Source organism: Caulobacter sp. GW822-FHT07D08 (genome assembly GCF_058798735.1).
Window position 1 is genome coordinate 60,981 of the sequence record NZ_JBXAKU010000021.1, and the last position, 17,520, is coordinate 78,500.

The following is a 17,520-nucleotide window of genomic DNA, read 5'->3' on the forward strand; positions in this document are numbered from 1 at the left end:
GGCCGGAGTCCAAAAAGCCCGGAATTTCTGGCGTCAGGCGAAAAGGGCGGCGCTAGAGGCCGCGCAGACGTTCCAGCGCGCCCTGCAGGATCCAGCCGGCGGCCATCTTGTCGACAACCTCGTCGCGGCGCTTGCGCGAGACGTCGTGTTCGTCGATCAGCACTCGGGTCACGGCCGCCGTCGACAGGCGCTCGTCCCAGAAGGTGATCGGCAGGTCGGGCTTCAAACGCAGCAGGTTGCGGCCCAGGGCGCGGTTGGACTGGCAGCGCACGCCTTCCGTGCCGTCCATGTTCATCGGCAGGCCGATGACGATGCCGACCGCGCCGCGGCTGTCCATCAGCTTGAACAGGTGCTCGGCGTCCTTGCTGAATTTGGTCTTCTCGATCAGCGCCATGGGGCTGGCGACCGTGCGGGTGACGTCCGAGACGGCCACGCCGATGGTCTTCTCGCCGGGGTCCAGGCCGACGATGGCGGCGTACGGAGGCAGGGCGGCGGCGAAGTCTTCGATGTCGAGAACGGGCATGGCGCTTCATAACAGGCGTGGGCGTGCTTGAAACCTCGTCTTGAAACCTGGGGCGGGGACCGCTAACCCACGCGTTCGAATTTCAGGAGATCCCCATGGCCATTGACGCCGCCACCGTGCGGAAGGTCGCCCGGCTCGCCCGCATCGCCGAACCCGCAGAGCGTATCGAGGCCCTGGCCCAGGAGCTCAACGGCATCATGGCCTGGATCGAGCAGCTGGCCGAGGTCGACACCGACGGCTGCGAGCCGCTGACCAGCGTCGTGGCCGCCGGCCTGCCGATGCGCGAGGACGTTGTCACCATGGGCGGCGACCCGGCCCGCGTGACCAGCAACGCGCCCAAGTCCGTGAACAACTTCTTCGTCGTGCCGAAGGTGGTCGAATAATGAGCGCCCTCACCAAGCTGACCCTGGCCAGCGCCCTCGACGGTCTGGCCAAGCGCGAATTCACCTCGGTCGAACTGACCAAGGCCCACATCGAGGCCGTCGAGGCCGCGCGCGGCCTGAACGCCTATATCCTGGAGACCCCGGAAAAGGCGCTGGACATGGCCGCCAAGTCCGACGCGCGCCGCGCGCTGGGCGAAGCCGGCCCGCTGGAAGGCGCGCCGCTGGGGGTCAAGGACCTGTTCTGCACCGAAGGCGTGCGGACCACGGCCTGCTCGAAGATCCTCGAGAACTTCATCCCGACCTACGAGTCGACCGTCACCAGTCAGCTGTGGCGCGACGGCGCGGTGATGCTGGGCAAGCTGAACCTCGACCAGTTCGCCATGGGCTCGTCGAACGAGACCAGCTACTTCGGCCCGGTGACCAACCCCTGGCGAGGCAAGGGCAGCAACAAGGCCCTGACCCCGGGCGGTTCGTCGGGTGGTTCGGCCGCCGCCGTCGCCGCCGACCTGTGCCTGGGCGCCACGGCGACCGACACGGGCGGCTCGATCCGCCAGCCGGCCGCCTTCACCGGCACCGTCGGCATCAAGCCGACCTATGGCCGCTGCTCGCGCTGGGGCGTCGTGGCCTTCGCCAGCTCGCTGGACCAGGCCGGCCCGATCGCCAAGACCGTCGAGGACGCGGCCCTGCTGCTGACCTCGATGGCCGGCCATGATTCCAAGGACTCGACCAGCCTCGACGTGCCGGTTCCGGACTTCACCCAGTTCGTCGGCAAGTCGGTGAAGGGCCTGCGCATCGGCATTCCCAAGGAATACCGTGTCGACAACATGCCGGCCGAGATCGAGAAGCTGTGGGCCGACGGCGTCGCCTGGCTGAAGGACGCGGGCTGCGAGATCGTCGACATCAGCCTGCCGCACACCAAGTACGCCCTGCCGGCCTACTACATCGTGGCCCCGGCCGAGGCGTCCTCGAACCTCGCCCGCTACGACGGCATGCGCTACGGCCTGCGCGAGGACGGCGCGACCCTGACCGAGATCTACGAGAACACCCGGGCCTCGGGCTTTGGCGACGAGGTCAAGCGCCGCATCCTGATCGGAACCTATGTGCTTTCGCACGGCTACTACGACGCCTACTACCTGAAGGCCCTGAAGGTGCGTCGCCGCATCGCCGAGGACTTCGACAAGGCGTGGGAAAAGTGCGACGCGATCCTGACCCCGACCGCGCCCTCGGCGGCGTTCGGCCTGGGCGAGAACAGCAACGACCCAATCGCCATGTACCTGAACGACGTCTTCACGGTGACGACCAACCTGGCGGGTCTGCCGGGTCTGTCCCTGCCGGCCGGCCTCGACGCCAACGGCCTGCCGCTGGGCCTGCAGATCATTGGCAAGCCTCTCGACGAGGCCACGGTGTTCTCGGTCGCCGGGGCGGTTGAAAAAGCCGCCGGGTTCTCGGGGAAAGCCGAGAAGTGGTGGTGATCTAAGGAAAAAGGGCGGCTCCGGTGGAGCCGCCCTTCTTCGTTCAGGGGTGTGGGAACCCGGCTATTGCGGGATGGTCGTCTGGGGCTGCGGCGTCGGAGCCGGAACCGCCGGGGCCGGGATCACCAGAGGAGTCGGCTCAGCGATTGGGGCGCTGACGGTCGGCGGCGCGGCCGGGACCGTGGCGCTGACGTTCGCCGCGGCCGTCGAGGCGTCGGGAGCGCTGCTTTCAACCGGCGCGGCGCGACGGGCGGTCGCGCGGGCCGGAGCGGCGGCGCGCGGCGCCGGCGTCGAGCGGGCCACCGGAGCCGGGGGCGCCGGCTCATTGGCGGCCAGTTCGGTCGGCTGCGGGATCGGCGAGGGCGTGGCCGAGGCGCTGGCGGGAACCGGCGTCGTGCTGACCGGTGCGGGGTTTTCGGCGGCGGCGGTCTTCAGCGACTGCGGATCGGTCGGCGCTTCGCTGCGATTGGCGCTCATGCCCCAGATCAGGGCGCCGGCGGCGACGGCCAGCACGGGAACGCCGATCAGAAGCGGCAGATTGCCGGACGCCTTCTTCTTCGGCGTGCGAGCATAGACCGGTTGGCTCGGAAACAACGCCGAAGCATTGGGATCGGCCGCGACGACCGGCTCCGGCGCATCGAAGTTGAGAGTGGGGCGGGTAGTGTAAGCGGTGGGCATTTCTACCTCCGTGAATGAGCTGTTCGACAAGTGAACGGCGCGATAACTCGACGGTTCCCTTGCCCCGCAATGGCGCCGGTGCTGACAAGAAATAGCCATTTTATAGCTCGCCTCTAAGCGAAGCTTCACTGATACTTTCCCTCCCCTTTATGGGGAGGGTGGCCGCGAAGCGGTCGGGTGGGGCTTCACCATGAGCGTGGTTCGCGCAAGGACCTTCCGCAAAGCCATGACCTCAGTGGAGGTCAGGCTGTGGGTGCGCCTTCGAAAGTTGAGGGCCGCCGGCTTCCATATCCGTCGGCAGGCACCATTTCGGGGCTATATCCTCGACTTCGTCTGCTTCGATCGACGGCTGGTCATCGAACTGGATGGTGATCAGCATGCAGAGTACGAACAGGCCGAACACGACGCCATTCGTGATCAAGTTCTGCGCCGAGAAGGCTTCCAAACCTTGCGTTTCTGGAACCGGGCGGTGCATGAGGATATCGACGCGGTGATGGACGTGATTTGCCATGCCCTTGCCGCAGCGAGCCCCACCCGGCCGCTCCGCGGCCACCCTCCCCACGAGGGGGAGGGAGGAAGCTAAGAGATGACTGAAGCAACTTCTTCCAAAACGATCCAAGGCCGCACCGGCCCCTGGGAAATCGTCCTCGGCCTCGAGGTCCACGCCCAGGTGGCCAGCAAGTCGAAGCTGTTCTCCGGCGCCGCCGTCGGTTTCGGGGCGGGGCCCAACGAGCAGGTCAGCCTTGTCGACGCGGCCATGCCGGGCATGCTGCCGGTCCTGAACAAGTTCTGCGTCGAGCAGGCCGTGAAGACGGGCCTGGGCCTGAAGGCCCAGATCAACCTGAAGAGCCGCTTCGACCGGAAGAACTACTTCTATCCGGATCTGCCGCAGGGCTATCAGATCAGCCAGTTCGACCAACCGATCGTCGGCGAGGGCGTGGTGACGGTCGAGCGCGACGACGGCACGACCTTCGACGTCCGCATCGAGCGCCTGCACCTGGAACAGGACGCGGGTAAGTCGCTGCACGACCAGGATCCGAACGCGACCTATGTCGACCTGAACCGCGCGGGTACGGCGCTGATGGAGATCGTCTCCAAGCCCGACATGCGCACCTCGGAAGAGGCCGCCGCCTACGTCAAGAAGCTGCGGACGATCCTGGTCTATCTCGGCACCTGCGACGGCGACATGGAGAAGGGCAACCTGCGCGCCGACGTCAACGTCTCGGTCTGCCGTCCCGGCGACTACGAGAAGTTCCGCGAGACCGGCAGCTTCAGCCACCTGGGCACGCGCTGCGAGATCAAGAACGTCAACTCGTATCGCTACATCCAGCAGGCCATCGAGTACGAGGCCCGTCGCCAGATCGAGATCCTGGAGGATGGCGGCAAGATCGACCAGGAGACCCGCCTGTTCGATCCGACCAAGCTCGAGACCCGCTCGATGCGGTCGAAGGAAGAAGCGCACGACTATCGCTACTTCCCGGATCCGGACCTGCTGCCGCTGGTTCTGGACGCGGCCTGGGTGAAGCAGATCGAGGAAACCCTGCCGGAACTGCCGGACGCCAAGAAGGCGCGCCTGCAGAGCCAGTACGGCCTGTCGGCCTATGATGCGGGCGTGCTGATCATCGAAAGCGACCGCGCCGACTACTTCGAGGCCGCCGCGAAAGGCCGCGACGCCAAGCTGGTGTCGAACTGGGTGACCAACGAACTGCTGTCGAAGCTGTCGGCGGGGGGCCACGAGATCGTCAACTCGCCGCTGCCGTCGTCCGATATCGCCCAGCTGGTCGAGCTGATCGAGAACGGCACCATCTCGTCGAAGATCGCCAAGGAGGTCTTCGAGCACATGTGGGCCGGCGAAGGCCGTCCCGCCGAGATCGTCGAGAAGCGCGGCCTGGTGCAGATCAACGACACCGGAGCCATCGAAAAGGCCATCGACGACCTGATCGCCAGCAATCCGGACAAGGCCGAGGCCGTGAAGGACAAGCCGCAGGCCCTGGGCTGGTTCGTCGGCCAGGTCATGAAGGCCACGGGCGGCAAGGCCAATCCGGGCACGGTCAACGAACTGCTTCGCAAGAAGCTCGGCGTCGCCGAATAGGCGTTTCCGCCGTCCGGATACGACGAGGGCCCACGGTGGAAACCGCGGGCCCTTCTTCGTTGATGCGAACTTTAAATTATCGCGGCTGGGCCGCCGTCGGCTCTTCGGCCGTCTTCTTGTGCTTCTTGGCCTTCTTGGCGGCCTTCTCGTCGGCGGCCGGCGCGGTCGTTTCGTCGGTCATGGCCGGCGCCGTGGCGGAGGTTGGCGCGCCGGCGGAGTCGGCCGGGATGGCGGTCTCGGAGGCCGGGGGCGCCGATTGCTCGGGCGCGGGGGCGGCCGTCAACGGGTCGTTGGTCGGCGCCGGGGTGGTGATGCTGGGCTGCGGATTGGCCGGCGAGGTCTGGGGCAGGGTCGATTGGGCCAGGGCCGAGCCGGCATAGGCGGCGGCCGCCAGGGTGAGGGCGGCGGTGGTGATGCGCAGGGTCTTCATGGGTTGGGACCGTGTTGCTGCAGCGTCGTTGTGTGACGCGAAGCCTACGCTGGCGGGGCAATGTGGTCGAAATGACTTCGCAATCGGGCGGTTGGGCCGCATGCGCGGCGGGGTTGAGGCGCGTGTGACCGCAAAACGGCGCCCCAGGCAAAGCCCAGGACGCCGCTTCGACACTTCGGATGCAGTTCAGGTCTAGTGGTTGGCGATGACGTCGAAGATCAGGCCGGTCGCGATGGCGGCCAGCACGTAGTCATTGCCCGTGCGATACCAATAGTAGCCCCGGGGCGGCGGGCGCAGGCTATAGCGATAGTAATCGTTCACGACATACCCGCGGCCACGATAGTAGCTCGGGAGGTAGGCGCCGCGACGCCAGGACGTATAGCCGGGGCGGAAGCCCGGACGACCGTAATAGGCGGGCGGGGGCGGGCCGTAGGACCAGCGGTTGTTGTAATAGTAGCCGTTGTGGCGACCGCCATCCCAGCGGTCATGACGGCCATAGTCGCCGCGACCGTAGTCACCACGGCCATAGTCGCGTCGATAGTCGCGACGGTCATGGTCCCGGCCGCGATCCCAGTCCCGACCGCGGTCGTTGTGTTCCCAGCGTCCGCGATCCTGAGCGGCGGCGTCGGTGGCGCTCAGGGCCAGCGGGCCCGCCACGGAGGCCACGGCGGCGATGGTGAGCAGCAGACGTTTCATCTCGTCTTCTCCTGGTGGTCGGGCGGCGTCTCCGAGACGTCGCCTAGAAACTTCCCTCGACCTTGAAACGCAGAATGACGCCGTTCGGCTGAACCCAGCCTGAACGGCGAGGTCAGGCTTTTCGACGGGTAAGTCTTGGCGGGAAGGGCTTAGGCGACCATCTTCGGTGGCGGCAACGAATACGGGAGGGAAGGCCAATGAGTCGTCCGATCGAACTGCACTATTGGCCCACGCCCAACGGCTGGAAGGTCTCCATCGCCCTGGAGGAGATGGGTCTGCCCTACGAGATGATCCCGGTGAACATCGGGACCGGCGAGCAGTTCAAGCCGGACTTCCTGGCCATCAGCCCCAACAACCGCATGCCGGCCATCGTCGATCCCGACGGTCCCGACGGCCAGCCGATCTCGATCTTCGAGTCCGGCGCCATCCTGCAGTACCTGGCCCGCAAGACCGGCCGGTTCTATGGCGAGACCGAACGCGACCGCGTCGACATCGACCAGTGGGTGATGTGGCAGATGGGGGGCCTCGGTCCCATGGCCGGCCAGACCCACCATTTCCGCCAGTACGCGCCGGCGATCATCGCCGACCAGCGCCAGATCGCCTATGGCGTCATCCGTTACACCAACGAGACTCACCGCCTGTACGGCGTGCTCAACAAGCGGCTGGAAGGACGCGATTTCATCTGCGGCCAATTGTCCATTGCTGACTTCATGAGCTGGCCGTGGGTTGTTCCGTGGAAAAATCAGGGCATCATTCTGGACGAGTTCCCCAATTTGAGGAGCTGGTTCGAGCGCGTCGGCGCGCGCGAAGCGGTCCAGAAGGGGTTCAAGCTGGGCGCGGAATTGCGGTCCGGAGGCCTGCAGGCGTCCGGAAAAGCGGCTGAAGAGGCCCGAAAAGTGCTTTTCGGCCAACGCGGGCGTTAACGCTCTGTAGACTCGTGTTTACGGTCAGTAATCACTTTAAATAACTAGTATACTTGGCGCATCATTCATGATGTCCGCGCGCTTAACTATATGTTCAGTGGCGCTGGACTTTTCTTCTCTCAGGCTCTGATCCGTCAGAACGGCGGGGCGAGCTTGAGAGAGGAGACCAGCCATGATGATGATGATGCAAGAACCGCCAGCCGCCGTGGCCATGCTGCCGCTGCCGACCGCCGAATCCACCGGCGATGAACTGTTCCGCATGGGCCTGCTGTACTCGACCGGTCAGGGCGGCGCGCCGCTGGACTACGTGTCGGCGCACATGCTGTTCAACCTCGCCGCCATGCGCGGCTCGGTCGAAGCCAAGGTCTACCGCAAGGAACTGTCGCAAGAGATGGCCAGCGACGAAGTCGCCGAAGCCCAGCGTCAGGCCCGCGAATGGCTCGCCCACGGCTGAACCCGGTCTCCGGGTTCGGGACTGCCCGCCGGTCCTATGGGGGACCGGCTCAGTTGCCGTTGACGTTGCCGTTGATCGCGTAACTGAAGCTGATGGGCAGCAGGTCTCGGAAGTACTGCTGCATGAACAGACCCGCTTCCGACACGCCGCTGCGCGGCACGTAGACGACGTCGAAACGCCGCAGGGGCACAAGATCCGCGCCGCTTCCGCGCGTCAGGCCCGCCAGCAGGTCCGCCGTCCGCATCATCGCCCGCCCGTCGGGGCCGCGACGAATGATCACCACCTGATTGCGCTTGGCGCCATTGGTGAAGCCGCCGGCCTGGATGATGGCCCGCAGGGCGTCGCTGTCGCCCGCCATGTCGAGCACGCCGGCGTTCTTGACCTCGCCGCCGACGAACACCTTGAGCGGCGTCGCCGTCTTTACCGAAACCTGGACCCGCGGCCGCAACAGCGTGCTGGCATAGGCCTGGCTGATCGAGCCCTCCAGCTCGTCGATCGTGCGGTCGGCGGCCATCACTGGCGCGACCAGCGGCAAGGTGATGCGGCCGTCCGGCTGCACGATCACCGACTTGTTGAGTTCGGGGGCCGACGGCACGGCCACCTCGACCTCGTCGCCCGGATAGAACCGGTACGACGGCTCGCTCTCGCTCCAATCGGCGTAACCGATATTAGAGAAGTTGGCGCTAGGTCTGGGGCCCGGCGTGATCGGCTCGGCGTCGATGTGCCCGCAGGCGGAAATCCCGCCGGCCATCAGGACCACGGCCCAGATCGCCTTCAGTGGGACCGTCTTGAGATGCGTGCGGCTCTGCATGCGACAAGTCTTAACAGGAATGGGTAACGAACCCTTAAGGCTGGCCGTCCCAGGGTGCGAGACAGATTGAACCGCCCGGATTCGGATGTCGACCAGCCCTTGGATCAGCGTACCGCACGACCAGCCGCCCCGCATGGCGGCGGGGGCTGTCGGCGCGCGTCCCAAGTACGCCCCGGCCGACTTCGTCACCCTGCTGTGGCGCGAGCGTTTTCTGATGCTGGTGGTCTTCGTGGTGATCGCGGCGCTGGGCCTCGGCTTCGCCCTCACGCTGAAGAAGAGCTACACGGCCCAATCCAGCCTGTTCGTGCGCCTGGGCCAGGAATATGTCTACGAACCCCGGGCCGGCGACGCCGGCCGCGGCGCGGTGCCCAACACCGACGAGGTCATCCAGTCCGAAGCCGAGATCCTGGGCAGCGGTGAGCTGCGCGAGCGAGTGATCCGCAAGATCGGCTTCACCAGGATCTTTCCGAAGCACGCGGCCAAGTACGCCGCGGCGACGCCCGAGGGTAAGCGCAAGCTGATCGCCGAAGGACGTGACTCGATCGGCAAGAGCCTGAAGATCGAGACCGCGCCGGACAATTCGATCATCCGCCTGGCCTATCAGAACAATGATCCGGAAATGGCCGAGAAGGTGCTCAACACCTTACTCGAGGAATATCTGATCTATCGCCGCAGCCTGCTGATCGGCGGCGACAACAACGTGCTGCAGCGCCAGCGCGACATCTTCGCGCAGAAGCTGTCGGACGCCGACACGGCCTATCAGTCGTTCCTGACCACCAACGACATCGGCGACTTCACCGCCCAGAAGACCACGCTGACCCAGCTGCAGGCCCAGGTCGAGCAGCAGAAGTATTCGGTCGACGCCCAGCTGCAGGATCGCATCGGCCGCCTGGCCGCCGTCGAGGCCGAACTGGCGCGCACCTCGCCCGAGACGGTGCTGTATCGCGACACCGACATGTCGGCCGCGATCAAGCTGGCCCAGATGAAGCTGGACCGCGAGGGCCTGCTGGCCCGCTACACGGCCGGCGCCCAACCGGTGCAGGACATCAACGCCCAGATCGCTCAGCTGGAGGCCGGCCTCGCCGCCGGCCGCACCAATGGCGAGGGCGCGCGGCGCAGCGGTCCCAACCCGATCTGGCAGACCCTGACCACCACCCGCAACGACCTGCGGGCCGAGGTCGCGGCTCTGCAGCAGTCGCAGGCCGCCTACGCCCAGCAGGTGACCGATGTGAATTCACGCCTGCTGCGTCTGGCTCAACTGGAACCGCAGTTCAACGAGCTGTCGCGCGATCGCGACGTCCTGTCCTCGAACGTCCGCGACTTCACGGTCAAGGAACAACAGGACGAGGCCCAGCGGCAGATGTCGTCCGAGAGCAGCGACAACATCCGCATCGTCCAGCGCGCCGTCGCCCCGTCGACCGGCAAGAGCCTGAAGAAGCCGGTTCTGGTGCTGGCCATCCTGTTCGCGGGCTTCACGGCCCTGTGCGTGGGCCTGGTCCGCATGTTCCTGCGCCCCGGGCTGCAGACGCCGGCCTCGGCCTCGCGCACCCTTGGCATGCCGGTCCTGGCCACCGCCGGGGTCAAGCGGTGAGCGCTTTCGTCGCCTTTCGCCGACAGGGTTAATGTCGCACCTTGCGATCTTCTGAGTGCGCGGCGATTCGGCAGATGGTGGATTTGAACGTCGAGATGACGGAGCTTTGGGGGGCGCTTGGCGCGCCGCCTGTCGGCCGTCCGTACGTCATCCAGTTCATCGCCGCGCGACGGGGAGAGGGGACCTCGACGGTCGCCCGTGAATTCGCCCGTTTCGCCTCGCGTCGCGCCGGCCGCAAGACCTGGCTGATCGACCTCGACCTCAACAGCCCCAGCCAGTTCCGCGAGATCGCCGCCGACCCGAACCGCTTCGGCCCGCTGGGCCCGCCGGTGGCGGCCTCGCCGGACGGCTCGACCTTCTTCACCGTCCAGCCCCCCGCGCCGCGCGCCGAGGGCGGGGTCTGGCCGGACTCCAAGTTCCTGACCGGCCACAGCGTCGGCGGTTCGCGCCTGTGGATCACCCGCTTCAACCGCGAAGCCCTGCGCGGCCGCCAGCAGGCCCATGTCATTCCGTCGGCGGATTACTGGCGGGCGCTGCGCAAGCACGCCGAGATCATCGTCGTCGACAGCCCGTCCCTGGACCGCTCGCAGTCCGGCCCGACCATCGCCCAGCACATGGATCAGACGGTGATGGTGGTTTCGGCCGACCAGCCGGACGTGCGCCAGCCGGCCATGCTGCGCGACGCCCTGACCGCCGCAGGCGGCCGATGCGCGGGCATGTTCTTCAACAAGGTCTCGGTCGAACCGCCCGCCTTCCTGAAGGCGATCCTGCCGTGACCAGCCTTGCTCCGGACGCGGCGTGGGGCCGGCCGGACACCCGGGCGCTGGCGCCGTCGCTCCTGACTATCGCCGTCGCCGTGGTCATGCTGCTGATCTACACCGGCGGCTGGCAGTTGCCGCTGTTCGGCGAGAAGACCGACGAGTCCAGCTCGGGCCTGCTGCGCGTGGCCTTCCTGCCCGCCTACGGCCTGGCGTTCCTGCTGGTCCTGGCCCGGCCCTGGAACATGGTGCGGGTCACGATCCGCCAGCCATTCCTGATCATCCTGATGGGCGTGGTGGCGGCCTCGATCTTCTGGTCGATCCAGCCCGATGTCTCGATCCGCCGCGGCTTCGCCGTGGGCTGCACGACGATCTCGGGCCTGGCCCTGGCCGCCCGCTTCCGGTGGGCCGAGCTGGCCCGGGTGTTCGCCACGACCTTCTGCGTGCTGATCGTCGCCTCCTACATCGCCTGTATCGCCTTCCCGTCGATCGGGATCATGACCGAGCTTTTCCCCGGCGCCTGGCGCGGCCTGTGGCTGGAGAAGAACTCGCTGGGCGGCATGATGGCCCTAGGCTGCTGCATCCTCTGCGGCGCGGCCCTGCTGGACCCCCAGCGCAAGGGCGTCTGGCTGACCTTCGCGGCCCTGTCGGTGGGGCTGGTGATCATGTCGCAGTCCAAGACCTCGCTGGCCTCGCTGATGCTGGGCCTGATGGCGCTGGCCTTCGTCTGGATCTGCCAGCGCGGTCCGGCCTTCGCCGCCGCCGCGACCTGGGCCGGGGTGACGGGCTTCCTGCTGCTGGCGGCGTTCATCGTGTTCGCCTCGGATGTGTTCTTCGGCATCCTGGGCAAGGACGCCACCCTGACCGGCCGGACCCAGATCTGGACCGCCGCCTTCCGCCAGATCGAGCAGAGGCCGTGGCTGGGCTACGGCTACGCGGCGGTCTGGAGCGACAAGTCCGGCTGGGGGCCGCTGGCCTGGATCGTCCACGACGCCAAGTTCACGCCCCAGCACGCCCACAATTCGTGGATCGAGCAACTGATCGGCATGGGCGTGGTCGGTCTCGGCGCCTGGGGTTTCTTCTATCTGCAGACCATGACGCTGGCGATCATCGCCGTGTTCCGTAGCCGCGGGGCGATACTGGCCTTCCCGTTCCTGGTCGTCTTCACCCTGGTCAGCCTGACCGAGAGCATCGCGGTCGTTTACAACGACTTCCGCTGGGCGGTGTTCGTGGCCCTGGCCGCCAAGCTGGCCTTTTCCGACCGGGCGCAGGACGAGGCGTAGAGCCTTCCCGACAAGTGCGAAGCGGTTATCGGATGAGAAGGCTCTTCAAGGTCAGAGCCCGATCCGCTTGGCGCCCTCGGCCACGGTCACCACGTCGAAGCCGTCCGCCACCGCCCGATCAATCAGCCGCTCGAGCGCGTCGATCGTACAGCCCCATTGCGAGGGTTCGGCGGCCACGTCGTGCGTGTAGAGGATCAGCCAGGCCTTGCGAGCCTTCGCCTTGTCCAGCCAGGCGTTGGCGATGCTCTCGCCATCCTCGCCCTCGATACCGACGGCCGGGGCCTGGTTGAGGTCCGCGCCGTCGGCGATCAGGCCGTGGTGCAGGGCGCGCAGGGTCTTGAAGCGACCGGCCAGGGCCGTCTTGGCGGGCGCGCCGACATCGCCGTAGGGGTAGGCGAAGCTGACCGGATCGCCCGCGCCCCAGGCCGCCAGGCTCCGGGCGTTCTGGTCGACATCGGCGATCGTGACGGCCTTCGATGACTGACCGCAGTCCAGGTGCGAGAAGGTGTGGCAGGCGATCTCGTGCCCGGCGTCGTGCAGCCGGCGCGCATCGGCCCCAGTGGCGAAGCGACCCATCGGGCCATCGCGCCCGGCCAGGCCGGCGGCGAAATAGTAGGTGCCGCGCAGGCCGCGCGTCTCCAGCGCCTTGGCCCCGGCCTCGCAGGCCGTGGCGGGCGCGTCGTCGAAGCTGAACGACACCATCGGCCGCTCCAGCGCCACCTTGGCCGGCCGACGGTAGGCCAGGCGGATCAGCCGGCGACGCAGTTTGCCCTTCAGCGTCCGGTCTGGCTCGTAGGCGTCGACCTTCTTGAATTCGACCCGCATCAGACGGCCTCGATATAGAGGGACGCGCGATAGAGCCGCATGGCGAACGCACGAAGGGGGACGGGGACGGCCTCGGCCAGGGCGATCGACTTCAGCATCGGCCGCCAGACGCCGCGCAGCGGGAAGGGTTTCAGCGCCCTGGCGACCTTGTAGCTGGGATAGGCGCTGACGATGTCGCGGTGGCTGGCGACCACGCGGGCGAAGTTGGCCGCCGACTGCTCGTACTTGGCGGCCATGGTCGGCGCGGCGTCCAGGCCCAGGTGCGTGGCGCTGTTGTCGATGTGCAGGATCGGATGCTGGCGCACCACCCGCATCGCCCACTCGACATCCTCCCAGCCCCAGCCGGCGAAGCCCTCGTCGAAGCCTATGGTCTCGAACACGTCGCGGCGGACCAGCAGGTTGGAGGTGAAGACGTGCTTCTCGGGTTCCTTGGCGCGCTCCGGGGCGGGCGTGCAGTCGCTCTTCAGCGCCATGGCCCGGTGCAGGGCGGTCTCGGGGCGTTGCGGCGTCTGGTCCAGGGTGAAGCCGCCGAACGCCACGGGGGCGTTGGTCTCGGCCACGGCCGCCCAGCGGCTGAGGAAGTCCGGGGTGTCGGGCAGCATGTCGCTGTCCAGGAACAGGAAGTGGCCGCCGCGGGCATGGCTGGCCAGCCGGTTGCGGCCCTTGGCGCGGCCTTCGTTGCTAGACAGGCGCACGAAGCGGGCCGGGACGCGCAGCCTCTCGATCCGGCGGGCGATGCGTTCGGCGAGAGCATCGTCGCCGCCACCGTCGTCCAGGACCACGATCTCGGCCTGGACGCCGGGATCGTCCAGGGCCTTGAGCAGGGCGGACGGGTCGTCGCGAAAGGTCGGGATCAGCACCGACAGGCGCGGCTGGGCGCTAGGCCAGGCGGCGTTCTCGATGCGGATTTCGGTGATGGGGGCGGTCATAGGGCGGGGGCCCTCCGACGGATAAGACCAGAAAGCTTGCCGCGCAGGCCGCCGACATCGAGGCTCAGCACGATCACGCCATAGACGGCCGCGCCGACGCCGGCCTTCAGGGCCAGTTCCAGCAAGCCGCCCGGCGAGGGCAGCAGGCGCACGACCAGGGCCATGGCGACGCACGCGGCCGCGGCCTTGGCCAGGACCTCCCACGGGATCGGCAATGGGCACGCGCGGCGACCCAGGGCCCAGGCGGCGACGGCGCCGACGCCGTAGCTGAGCGTCGTGGCCCATAGCGCGCCGTCCAGGCCCAGGCGCGGGATCAGGACGAGGTTGAGAATGACGTTGACGATGGCCGGCGCGCTCATGCTGACGATCAGCAGCGGCGTGCGCCGGGCCAGGGTGAAGGCCTGCAGCAGATAGTAGGTCGTCACGCCCGACAGCCAGCCGCTGGCGGCGATCCAGGGCGTCACGTGGCCGGCGCCGGCCCGCAGATCCTCGCCGATCATCAGCTCGGCCAGGGGGCGGGCGACCAGAGCCAGGCCGACGGCGGCGGGCAGGGTCAGCAGGGTCATGAAGCTGGCCTGCTCGTGGGCGGCCTCGGTCAGGGCCGCCTGGCCGCCGCGTTCGAGCGCCGAGATCAGGGCGGGCGCTCCGGCCATGCCCAGCCAGATGAAGACCACGTCCAGGGTGCGGCTGCCCAGGGAATAGCCGGCATGATAGACGCCGACCGTGGCCTCGTCGAGGAACGCGCCCAGCAGCAGGCGATCGGTGCTGGCCAGCACCAGGGCCAGGATCAGCGACAACGAGACCGGCAGGCCATAGGCGGCGTAAGCCTTGGCCAGGGCGCGATCGAACTTGCCGCCGGACAGACGCTTCAGTTCCCCCGGCAGCACCAGGACCACACACAGGGCCGAGATCATACCGACGCCCAGGATCGGCGCCGCGCCGCCCAGGCCGGCGAAGGCCAGGGCGAGGCCGAGGACGAAACCGCCCGCGGTCTGGATGATGGTCAGGAGAGCCGCGCCCGAGACCTCGCCGGCCGCGCGACGGCGCTCCAGGGCCAGCTTCGTCAGGCTGTTGACCAGGGTGCTGGCGAGGGCGGCGATCACCGCGACCTTCAGCGGTCCATCGAGCGGCGACACCGCCACCCCCGCGCAGGCCAGCGGCACGACGACCGCCGCGCCGATCCACAGGCGATAGAGGGTGGCGAAGTGGTCGGCCGTTCGCCCGTCCTCGCCGCGCGCCGCCAGGAAGCGGGCCATGGCGGCCTCGGTCCAGGTCAGCAGGATGGTCTGGGTCAGGCTGCCGACCGAGAAGGCCAGGGCGTAGACGCCGTACTGGGACGGATCCAGGACGCGCGTGAAGAGGACGATGGTGAGCAGCCCCACCACGCCCTGCACCACATTGACCGGCAGGTAGCCGAGGACCCCGCGCCAGAACATCGCCGGCCGCCTAGCGCACCGTCGACCGGTCCCCCAGCAGGCAGGGGATGGTCATGACGATGACGTAGAGGTCCAGCCACAACGACTGGCGCTCGATATATTCGACGTCCAGGGCCACCCGGAGGCGGACGCTCTCGGGCGTATCGACCGGGCCGCGCGAGCCCTTGATCGCCGCCCAGCCGGTCAGGCCGGGTTTCATGCGGTGGCGGTGGGCGTATTCGGCGACCAGCTTGGCCGACTCGACGCCGCCGGTCTTCATACCGATGGCGTGGGGGCGGGGGCCGACGATCGACATCTCGCCGGTCAGTACGTTGAACAGCTGCGGCAGCTCGTCGAGGCTGGTCTTGCGGATGAACTTGCCGACCCTGGTGACGCGGTCGTCATTGGCGCTGATCTGCCGCGCGGCCTGGGCGTCGGCCATCTCGTGGCGCATCGAGCGGAACTTCCAGACCAGGATCGCCTCGTTGTTGAAGCCGTGGCGTCGCTGGCGGAAGAAGATCGGGCCGGGGCTGTCCAGCTTCACGGCCAGGGCGACGATCAGCATGACCGGACCGGCGACCAGCAGGCCGACGCTCGCCACGACCAGGTCCTGGGCTCGCTTGACCCACGCCCGGCGCGCGCCGGGCGCGGCGCCCGACAGTTCGTTCTCGCCGCCCGCGACGATGCGGGCCAGGGCGGCGTCGTCCTCGGCGGGACCGCCGACGTCGAAGAAGAGGTTCACCGGATTGGGCAGCACGCCCAGCTTCTCGACCAGTTGGCGCACGCGGCCCTGAGCCGTCGACTGCACGGCGATCACCACGCGGTCGACATAGGGCATGATGCGGTGGTCGAGCAGGGTGCCCGTATCGCCGAGGACCGGTACGCCCATGATGTTCTCGGGCGCGCGGTCCAGGCGGTCGTCGAACACGCCCAGGACGTTGGCCTCCCCCGTGCGCAGGGCCGCCTCGATCAGGCGCTGGGCGTTGGCCGTGGCGCCGACCACGATGATGTTGGGCGTCAGGCGGCCCAGCTGGCGGCCGCGGGCGATGATTGTCCACCACACGACATGCAGGGCGGCGACGGCGGCGGTGGCGGTCAGCAGCGTCCAGACGGCCGGCGCCTCGGCGCGGCCCGTCGGCAGCAGCGCCACGGCGGCGGCCAGCAGGCCCGCGCCCAGCGCCAGGCCGACTTGGACCATGTGCCGCCCCAGATCCTGCTTGCGCGGGAAGGCGTAGGCCCCGAGCATTCGCAGCGCGACCAGCCCGGTCACGGCCCACAGGCCGGCGGCCAGCGGATGACCCTCGATGGTCACCCCCAGCGCGACACAGGCGGCGACCAGAACGTCGATGACGCGGAAGGCGCGCGCCAGCGGCCGCGCCTCCAGCCGCGCCCTCGAGGGGATCAGCTGACCAGGCCGGAACGGCCCCCGCCGCCCCCGCCGTGGATCGCCGCCCGCGCCGCTCGAAACACGCGGCCCGATCTCCGCCCCGCCCACGAAGGCGACAGCGGATTCGACGTTCGAGGCAGGGGAGGGGATCGGACGCATGACGCTCGTCGCTGGAAAAACTATGTTCACCCTAACGGGGCCGTCTGAGCGCCGCGTTAACAGGCGAATTTTCCGCATAAGCGCCGTTGTCATCCTGAAGCGAACAGGCTATCGAACCGCTCCCTCTCAGGAGGAGACGTGGCCGAGAGGCTGAAGGCACCGCTTTGCTAAAGCGGCATACCTCAAAAGGGTATCGAGGGTTCGAATCCCTCCGTCTCCGCCATTTTCCCCTTTCTGAAATTCCGACCTCGTCCAAGCGCGTCCATAAATGTGTGTTTTTTCAGTCGTTTACAGGCTTTTTAGGCACTTTCCGCCAATTTTTCGTCTAGACATGTCCACCCTGAACCGCCCTTATCTGGATCAGAACCGTGGGTAGGAACTGGGGTAGACCGTGCCTCGCGTCGTTCATCGATTGCACGCAGCGACTCTCAAGGGCCTCGTTGCGCCGGGCCTCCATGCGGATGGTGGGGGGCTTTACCTGCAAGTGACCGGCGATGGCGGTCGCTCGTGGATCTATCGCTTTTGGGTTTCAGGTCGCGAACGTCAGATGGGCCTGGGTTCGCTCCATACCGTGTCGCTCCACGGCTCGGCCTGTTGCTACAACCGCGCCATCGAGCGTAACCAACGTCGTGTGTGTGGACGCCCCAGCGGATGCAAGAAGATTCTGAGAGCAGTTGCGCGCGTCGTCGAGGTGCTAACGTGTGTCCGGCC

18 protein-coding genes, 1 tRNA gene and 1 pseudogene are annotated in these 17,520 nt (G+C 67.5%); 11 read left to right on the top strand and 9 right to left on the bottom strand.

Features of this window, described 5'->3' with window-relative positions; all coding sequences use genetic code 11:
* Window positions 1-52 precede the first annotated feature (52 nt).
* Window positions 53-523, bottom strand: a complete 471-nt coding sequence (ruvX, locus tag AC1RJ9_RS24935; protein WP_492840902.1) for a Holliday junction resolvase RuvX — start codon at window positions 521-523, stop codon at window positions 53-55.
* Window positions 524-618: 95 nt separating this feature from the next.
* On the opposite strand from ruvX, the gene gatC reads away from it, so the two are divergent.
* Window positions 619-906, top strand: coding sequence for an Asp-tRNA(Asn)/Glu-tRNA(Gln) amidotransferase subunit GatC (gatC, locus tag AC1RJ9_RS24940; protein ID WP_492840904.1), 288 nt, complete (start codon window positions 619-621; stop codon window positions 904-906).
* Window positions 906-2,378, top strand: coding sequence for an Asp-tRNA(Asn)/Glu-tRNA(Gln) amidotransferase subunit GatA (gene gatA, locus AC1RJ9_RS24945; protein WP_492840906.1), 1,473 nt, complete (start codon window positions 906-908; stop codon window positions 2,376-2,378). The genes gatC and gatA overlap by 1 nt, the downstream gene beginning before the upstream one ends.
* A gap of 63 nt (window positions 2,379-2,441) precedes the next feature.
* Here gatA and AC1RJ9_RS24950 read toward each other — a convergent pair whose 3' ends face one another.
* The gene (locus tag AC1RJ9_RS24950; RefSeq protein ID WP_492840908.1) at window positions 2,442-3,056 is read right to left on the bottom strand and encodes a hypothetical protein; all 615 of its coding nucleotides are present in this window, start codon (window positions 3,054-3,056) and stop codon (window positions 2,442-2,444) included.
* A 190-nt stretch (window positions 3,057-3,246) separates the two neighbouring features.
* Here AC1RJ9_RS24950 and AC1RJ9_RS24955 point away from each other — a divergent pair, with 190 nt between their 5' ends.
* Window positions 3,247-3,639: an endonuclease domain-containing protein gene (locus AC1RJ9_RS24955; protein WP_492840910.1), complete on the top strand. Its 393-nt coding sequence runs from the start codon at window positions 3,247-3,249 to the stop codon at window positions 3,637-3,639.
* A 3-nt stretch (window positions 3,640-3,642) separates the two neighbouring features.
* Complete coding sequence (gatB, locus tag AC1RJ9_RS24960; protein WP_492840912.1) at window positions 3,643-5,148, top strand: Asp-tRNA(Asn)/Glu-tRNA(Gln) amidotransferase subunit GatB; 1,506 nt, start codon at window positions 3,643-3,645, stop codon at window positions 5,146-5,148.
* Between the two features lie 76 nt (window positions 5,149-5,224).
* Here gatB and AC1RJ9_RS24965 read toward each other — a convergent pair whose 3' ends face one another.
* Window positions 5,225-5,578: a proteophosphoglycan 5 gene (locus AC1RJ9_RS24965; protein ID WP_492840914.1), complete on the bottom strand. Its 354-nt coding sequence runs from the start codon at window positions 5,576-5,578 to the stop codon at window positions 5,225-5,227.
* Between the two features lie 192 nt (window positions 5,579-5,770).
* Entirely contained in the window at window positions 5,771-6,274 is a 504-nt protein-coding gene (locus AC1RJ9_RS24970) for an RcnB family protein (protein WP_492840916.1), read from the bottom strand.
* 197 nt (window positions 6,275-6,471) lie between these two features.
* Between AC1RJ9_RS24970 and AC1RJ9_RS24975 the strand changes: the two genes are divergently transcribed.
* A complete protein-coding gene (locus tag AC1RJ9_RS24975) occupies window positions 6,472-7,197 on the top strand; it encodes a glutathione S-transferase N-terminal domain-containing protein (RefSeq protein WP_492840917.1) in 726 nt (241 codons plus the stop codon).
* Between the two features lie 175 nt (window positions 7,198-7,372).
* Window positions 7,373-7,651, top strand: a complete 279-nt coding sequence (locus AC1RJ9_RS24980) for a sel1 repeat family protein (protein WP_395444172.1) — start codon at window positions 7,373-7,375, stop codon at window positions 7,649-7,651.
* Between the two features lie 49 nt (window positions 7,652-7,700).
* Here AC1RJ9_RS24980 and AC1RJ9_RS24985 read toward each other — a convergent pair whose 3' ends face one another.
* A complete protein-coding gene (locus AC1RJ9_RS24985; RefSeq protein WP_492840919.1) occupies window positions 7,701-8,462 on the bottom strand; it encodes a polysaccharide biosynthesis/export family protein in 762 nt (253 codons plus the stop codon).
* 85 nt (window positions 8,463-8,547) lie between these two features.
* Here AC1RJ9_RS24985 and AC1RJ9_RS24990 point away from each other — a divergent pair.
* The 3 genes and pseudogenes from AC1RJ9_RS24990 (at window position 8,548) to AC1RJ9_RS25000 (ending at window position 12,094) form a co-directional block, all read left to right on the top strand.
* Window positions 8,548-10,085, top strand: a pseudogene (locus AC1RJ9_RS24990) (Wzz/FepE/Etk N-terminal domain-containing protein).
* 42 nt (window positions 10,086-10,127) lie between these two features.
* A complete protein-coding gene (locus tag AC1RJ9_RS24995; protein WP_492840921.1) occupies window positions 10,128-10,829 on the top strand; it encodes a P-loop NTPase family protein in 702 nt (233 codons plus the stop codon).
* An 86-nt stretch (window positions 10,830-10,915) separates the two neighbouring features.
* Window positions 10,916-12,094 (top strand): O-antigen ligase family protein, encoded by a 1,179-nt coding sequence (locus AC1RJ9_RS25000; protein WP_492840941.1) that lies wholly within the window; start codon window positions 10,916-10,918, stop codon window positions 12,092-12,094.
* A 51-nt stretch (window positions 12,095-12,145) separates the two neighbouring features.
* Here the strand turns inward: AC1RJ9_RS25000 and hfsH are convergent, their stop codons facing one another.
* From hfsH to hfsE, 4 genes are read right to left on the bottom strand one after another with little or no spacing between them, the layout of a single operon-like run.
* Window positions 12,146-12,919, bottom strand: coding sequence for an oligosaccharide deacetylase HfsH (hfsH, locus tag AC1RJ9_RS25005; RefSeq protein WP_492840923.1), 774 nt, complete (start codon window positions 12,917-12,919; stop codon window positions 12,146-12,148).
* Window positions 12,919-13,848 carry a polysaccharide biosynthesis protein HfsG gene (hfsG, locus tag AC1RJ9_RS25010; RefSeq protein ID WP_492840925.1) on the bottom strand — a complete coding sequence of 310 codons (930 nt, stop codon included), beginning with the start codon at window positions 13,846-13,848 and terminating at the stop codon, window positions 12,919-12,921. The genes hfsH and hfsG overlap by 1 nt, the downstream gene beginning before the upstream one ends.
* Window positions 13,845-15,284 (bottom strand): polysaccharide biosynthesis protein HfsF, encoded by a 1,440-nt coding sequence (gene hfsF / locus AC1RJ9_RS25015; protein ID WP_492840927.1) that lies wholly within the window; start codon window positions 15,282-15,284, stop codon window positions 13,845-13,847. Before hfsF ends, hfsG begins: the two co-directional genes overlap by 4 nt.
* Before the next feature lie 10 nt (window positions 15,285-15,294).
* The gene (gene hfsE, locus AC1RJ9_RS25020; protein WP_492840929.1) at window positions 15,295-16,809 is read right to left on the bottom strand and encodes a polysaccharide biosynthesis protein HfsE; all 1,515 of its coding nucleotides are present in this window, start codon (window positions 16,807-16,809) and stop codon (window positions 15,295-15,297) included.
* Between the two features lie 132 nt (window positions 16,810-16,941).
* On the opposite strand from hfsE, the gene AC1RJ9_RS25025 reads away from it, so the two are divergent.
* Window positions 16,942-17,032, top strand: a tRNA-Ser gene (locus AC1RJ9_RS25025).
* Window positions 17,033-17,200: 168 nt separating this feature from the next.
* On the top strand, window positions 17,201-17,520 hold a 320-nt coding region (locus AC1RJ9_RS25030; RefSeq protein WP_492840931.1), incomplete at its 3' end, for an Arm DNA-binding domain-containing protein.